This window comes from Microcystis sp. M_OC_Ca_00000000_C217Col, assembly GCF_007095585.1.
Taxonomy (GTDB): Bacteria; Cyanobacteriota; Cyanobacteriia; order Cyanobacteriales; family Microcystaceae; genus Microcystis; species Microcystis panniformis.
Genome location: NZ_SFBV01000216.1, coordinates 1 through 5177 on the forward strand (window position 1 = coordinate 1; position 5177 = coordinate 5177).

The following is a 5177-nucleotide window of genomic DNA, read 5'->3' on the forward strand; positions in this document are numbered from 1 at the left end:
GGATTAAAGATTAGTTATTGTGACTAACTATTTTGATTAGAAAAAGATAAACTTGAGAATCTTCAGTCAAATTTATTGACTCAAAATTAGCTGTACTTAATTTAAATGAATCAACCCTAGGGACTAAGGGGGGATCGGCACCCCCCTTATCAAGGGGGGCAGGGGGGATCGAACCTAAAATCCATTTTTAATTTAATTATAACCAGCTACTTATGGTAAAAGAGAACTTAACTGCCTAATCTGACCCAACGGAGAGCGATCGATGCCTTTGAGTGAGCGCGCCCAGCAATTAATCCCAAAAGCGAGAATCATCAGTTTCGCTGATTGGCCCTATCAGCAAGCAGCGATCGCTATTTGGCAACAAGCGGATGATCAAACTCCCTATCTCAGTGATAGGGATTTAGATACTATCAGTGCCATTAGGGGCGATGATTTCGGGGTTAGAGGCCTTAAAATAATACAGCTTAGATCATTTTAGTGGCTCAGAAAAAACCGCAATTGCTCCCTATTTCGATCACTTAATTACGGTTATGAAAAAGTTTTAAAAATGCGGCATTTAATCTGTGTTAAAATAATTAAGTCAACAGTTAAAAATGCCGCTCACCGAGGTGAAAAACCCGTTGAACCCCTGAAATCATCGGCGTGGGTAGGCCTCTTAAGACCACCAAAAACCTCGATCGAGTGCCTCGCAGGTCGAGGTAATTTATAAAATAAGGGAGATTCTATGGATGCCAAAGCGAAATTACTGGAATTGATCGCTGGTAGAAATCGCGGACTCCTGGCTACGGAAAGCGACCGCGTGCGGATTTTAGCGGCGATCGAACAATTGGAGGATCACAATCCCCATCCCCATCCCCTCGAAGTTAAACAACTATTAGGGGGTAATTGGCGCTTATTATTTACCAGCAGCCGCAACATTCTGGGAATAGATCGCCTACCTTTTTTTCAATTAGGGCAAATTTATCAATATCTCGACCTGAACAAGGCTAAACTCTACAATATTGCTGAAATTATCGGCGTGCCTTGGCTAGAAGGGGTAGTAATCGTCTCCGCTACCTTTGAACCCACATCCGAGCGTCGGATAATGGTCAAATTTGAGCGCTCGATCCTCGGTCTGCAACGTCTTCTCAATTATCATTCTGCCCAAGAATTTATCGATGCGATCGAGAGTGGCCAAAAATTTCCTCCCCTCGATTTTTCCTTCAATAATCGCCCACAAACCGGTTGGCTCGATATCACCTATCTCGATGAAGATCTCCGCATCGGTCGCGGCAGCGAAGGCAGCGTCTTTATTCTCGCTAGGGAAAAAACCTAACTTACAGAGCTATTCAGGAGACTCCGAGACTCCGAGACAGCTTTTATGTATTCTCCCCACTACCCTACTACCCCACCTCCGCACTTGCTGCTCCCTTGCTCCCCCAGATGAATGCCTCGATCGGTTAGAATCGAAATATGGGAAAAAAATTATTTATTTTCGGGAACCTTTACTGACTTCTCCCGTCCTCAACCTCTGAGTGAGGAGCTTATACCCTTGAGGAAATCCCATGAGTCAATCGATTCCAGCATCTTGGTCACTTGAGGCCAAAAAGTCTCAAAACCCCGTGTCCCCTGACAAACTCTCCAACTACGATCTAATTGCACGCTGTCAGGAAGGGTGTCAGCCAGATCGGGCAGCTTTTGCGGAACTGCTGCGGCGCTATCAGGCTCATGTTGATAAATTACTCTATCATTTGGCTCCCGATTGGCAAGATCGCGCTGATTTGGCTCAAGAGGTCTGGATTCGCGTCTATCGCAATATTAACCGTCTCCATGAACCCCTCAAGTTCCGCGGTTGGTTAAGTCGCATTGCTACTAATCTTTTTTACGACGAATTGCGGAAACGCAAGCGGGTTAATCATCCCATTTCCCTTGATGCTCCCCGGCGCGTGGAGGATGGCGAAATCGATTGGGATATCGAGTCCGATTACCCCAGTCCCGATGAACATCTCACCACCCACGAATTCTACGATCAATTACAGGCGGCGATCGCTGATTTACCAGAAGCTTTTCGGACAACTATTATTCTCCGAGAAATTGAAGGCATGGCCTACGAAGAAATTGCCGAGATGACGGGAGTTTCTTTAGGAACTGTTAAATCTCGCATTGCTCGCGCTCGCGCTAAATTACAATCCGTTTTACAGCCCTATTTTACAGAAGGCTAAAGAATATTGTGGTGATTCGGCACTAACGGCCGAAGTGAGGAGTCGTTAAATTTAACTAGCTCCGTGCTGGTGAAAAGTGATTGCATACCGATCGCTTCTGGTCGAGGTCAACCATGAATAATTATCAACCCGAAGATGTTCAATGGATAAAGTCTTTGTTACGTCACGATGACAGCGATTCCGACTCCGCAGCCGAGGATATTTTATTCTTAGATGAGGATAACGAAGAAGCTCATCGTTTCGATTTAATTAGCGCCTATATTGATAACGAAGTAACGGTAGAGGAAAGAAAGCTAGTTCAGCATTGGTTAGACCATGATGCTGCCGCTAAAAAACTCTATCGGCAGCTCTTGGGATTACAAACTAATTTAAGGCAAATTCCCGTACCAGCTACTATGGCCGGCGACCGATTGGCAGAACAGGTGTTCAGAAAAGTCGATGGTCAGCGTCGTCGGCAATATTATGTTTATGGTGGCGCAATTTTAACGGCTGTGGCGATCGCTGTTGGCTCCTACTTCGTCTCGGTACGCAATGATCCCCTCTCCCAAATGGCCAGCAGTCCGAGCAGTATTAGCCAAGAGGGAGACCATTTGATGATTGCTCTCAACCATCCGATTATCGAGATTCCCACAACGGAAGAGCCAAAAGAGAATGGCCAAAGGTAAGTTAGGCAGATTTATCTATCGGTTAGGGCAGTGCTTAAATTTCGTCTATTAGAGTGAGGACTTGAGGAGTGTAACGTTTGTGATTAGGTTCATCAAAAAAGCTTTTCGAGATATATCGTTGGGGCGCAATCTCGAATATTACATCACGTTACTTTTTATCCTTGTCATCCTTGCTCTAGACATATTCAACCCATATTCCGCACTTCACTTTGAAGTATAAAAAACTACAGGTCTTTTCAAAGAAAAAAAATCAGAATAATCAAAAAAAATACTCAACCAATCAGATGTTGAGGAGAAATCATAAAATACCAAATATTTTTTCGGCTCAAAGAGTTAAACTAAGTCACAACAATTCGAGGAGTAGTGACTCTCCTATAAGCATATTACTCAATTGTTATCAACTTTGTTGCTTTGTTATTTAGACTAACGATGACAGATAATATTTTTGACAAGATGAAGGCAGAAAATTTCAAATAAAACGGCGTTCTTCAGTTAAATTGACAATTTGCTTGACCCCATTCACAATAAAAATATGAATGCCCTGAAAACATTGAAATATCCATCTCATTGTGGGACGACTCGTTAATTTACTGACTTGATTTTTGACTCCAGCCTTGGCTCTTTTTAAGCTATTTCTTAGTTCTCTTTGTCCGAGGTTATAGACTAACAAGCAGAAAGACATCAAGAATAACATTGTCTCGATTCTTTCCGTTTTTTTAACAAAGAAACTATCCGCAAAAAATAAAGGGCTCTTCGTTACTTGGTATGGTTCGATAGGGGAGCATAAATCGACTAAATCCTTATCTGGCAAGAGACTTAATTGATTAGTTCGCTCTAGAGAAAAATAATTGACAAAAATCGCTAAACCGAAGAGCCAAATAAAGGATCTTTCAAAAATCTAAATCCTCTTTCACAAGACTGTTGATTTTTATAAGTTGTCACCATTTCGGCTGAGTCTAATTTGTCTTCTTCATCAACTAAGTTAGTTGCTAAAATAAATCTGCCTGCTTCCTTTCTTCTTCTGACTATCTCTTCAGTTTTTTCTTGCCCTACGCCGCTAATTTTATAAATCGTTTTATGGTCTTTTGATTGACTGGCAATTAGGTCAATTTCTAGGATTTTAACGAGGTTTAGTTTTTGATTAATTGCTCTTAATTTATATCGGGCTTGTTGGGGATTTTCCAACTCTTCTTTCTGCAAGCTCTTGAGAATTCTCTCCCCTTTGTCTTTTTCTTTTTTCAGGTTATTTTCTAGTTTTTTTAAGTCACTTATTTGTCTTTTTTCACTGGTTACTATTAGCCAGATTTGTTGGATTCCCCCATAAGTCACTTTTTCTTCTTTCCAGGTATATCCTTCTAAATTTAGCTCTGCCCTTTTTTCTCTTTCCTTGGCCTCTATTTCTTCCATTTCTGAATTTTGGACTAATTCTTTGGCTCTTTTTATCGTCATGGGAACTCTACTTATCCATTTTAGATGTTGAATTAGTTGAAGATTCTCTTGACTATATAAGGCACTGTCACAGACCATAATACTGTCAAATTTTATTGGTTTTTTAAATTCTACTAAGATTTTGCCAAAGACAGCTTTGTCCGCTTCATTTCCATCTCCGACTCTCACAAATAATGGTACGTCTCCATCCTCGGTTGTTATTAAGTCTAAGACGCATTGTTTCAAATCTGGTCGATGGTCACGAGAATATCCTTTAGTAATAATTATTGGTCTTTCTGGTTCTTCGTTACTTGGTATGGTTCGATCGGGGGGCATAAATCGACTAAATCCTTATCTGGCAAGAGATTTAATTGATTAGTTCGCTCTAGATCAAAAAAAAATTAACAAAAATCGCTAAATGCCTTTCTATATAAGGGTTACATACCTTATAACCCCCGTCCATTGCATAAGACAAACCGAAGAACCGTCTTTCTTTGAGCAGCTCTTCTTCTTTCTCTTTTTTTTCTTCACTTTTATATTCTCCATCTAGAGGAAATGATGTGGCATCTAGATGAGAATATTTTGTCTCTATTTTAAATTTTTTGATGACCGATAAGACAACTTCTATAAAGATATCATTCAGTCCATGTTTGTATAATTCATCCATGACTCTCCCAATTTTATCATCATTGATATAATCGGTTTTTATTTCTTCTCCTAATAATTCTTCGATTCCTTTATCTTCAAAAAATTGACTAAATAAGTAAGCTAAAACGCACTTAAACCACCTAAAATAGAAATAGTAACTTGAGAAAAATCCTACTTATGCCAGCCAAAGATTTCCTAGACTTAGAAGAAAAGAAAAACTTACAAAAAGCTCTTA

General features: G+C 40.4%; 4 protein-coding genes and 3 pseudogenes. 4 read left to right on the forward strand and 3 right to left on the reverse strand.

What is annotated here, in order from left to right:
* The first annotated feature begins 262 nt into the window (after positions 1–262).
* From EWV66_RS12990 to EWV66_RS13005, 4 genes are all read left to right on the forward strand, one after another.
* Positions 263–478, forward strand: coding sequence for a hypothetical protein (locus EWV66_RS12990; protein ID WP_002788269.1), 216 nt, complete (start codon positions 263–265; stop codon positions 476–478).
* 246 nt (positions 479–724) lie between these two features.
* Positions 725–1315: a PAP/fibrillin family protein gene (locus EWV66_RS12995; protein ID WP_002788271.1), complete on the forward strand. Its 591-nt coding sequence runs from the start codon at positions 725–727 to the stop codon at positions 1313–1315.
* Positions 1316–1544: 229 nt separating this feature from the next.
* Complete coding sequence (locus EWV66_RS13000) at positions 1545–2201, forward strand: sigma-70 family RNA polymerase sigma factor (RefSeq protein ID WP_002735181.1); 657 nt, start codon at positions 1545–1547, stop codon at positions 2199–2201.
* Between the two features lie 113 nt (positions 2202–2314).
* Positions 2315–2866, forward strand: coding sequence for an anti-sigma factor family protein (locus EWV66_RS13005; protein ID WP_002788273.1), 552 nt, complete (start codon positions 2315–2317; stop codon positions 2864–2866).
* A 469-nt stretch (positions 2867–3335) separates the two neighbouring features.
* On the opposite strand, the pseudogene EWV66_RS13010 reads toward EWV66_RS13005, so the two are convergent.
* The 3 pseudogenes from EWV66_RS13010 to EWV66_RS13020 form a co-directional block, all read right to left on the reverse strand.
* Positions 3336–3614, reverse strand: a pseudogene (locus tag EWV66_RS13010) (IS1634 family transposase); the annotation flags it as partial.
* A gap of 137 nt (positions 3615–3751) precedes the next feature.
* Positions 3752–4591, reverse strand: a pseudogene (locus EWV66_RS13015) (IS1634 family transposase); the annotation flags it as partial.
* Positions 4592–4796: 205 nt separating this feature from the next.
* Positions 4797–5060, reverse strand: a pseudogene (locus EWV66_RS13020) (DUF4277 domain-containing protein); the annotation flags it as partial.
* Positions 5061–5177 lie beyond the last annotated feature (117 nt).

Coding starts and splice junctions, on each gene's coding strand:
- EWV66_RS12990 (WP_002788269.1), top strand. CDS start 263: ATGCCTTTGAGTGAGCGCGCCCAGCAATTAATCCCAAAAGCGAGAATC.
- EWV66_RS12995 (WP_002788271.1), top strand. CDS start 725: ATGGATGCCAAAGCGAAATTACTGGAATTGATCGCTGGTAGAAATCGC.
- EWV66_RS13000 (WP_002735181.1), top strand. CDS start 1,545: ATGAGTCAATCGATTCCAGCATCTTGGTCACTTGAGGCCAAAAAGTCT.
- EWV66_RS13005 (WP_002788273.1), top strand. CDS start 2,315: ATGAATAATTATCAACCCGAAGATGTTCAATGGATAAAGTCTTTGTTA.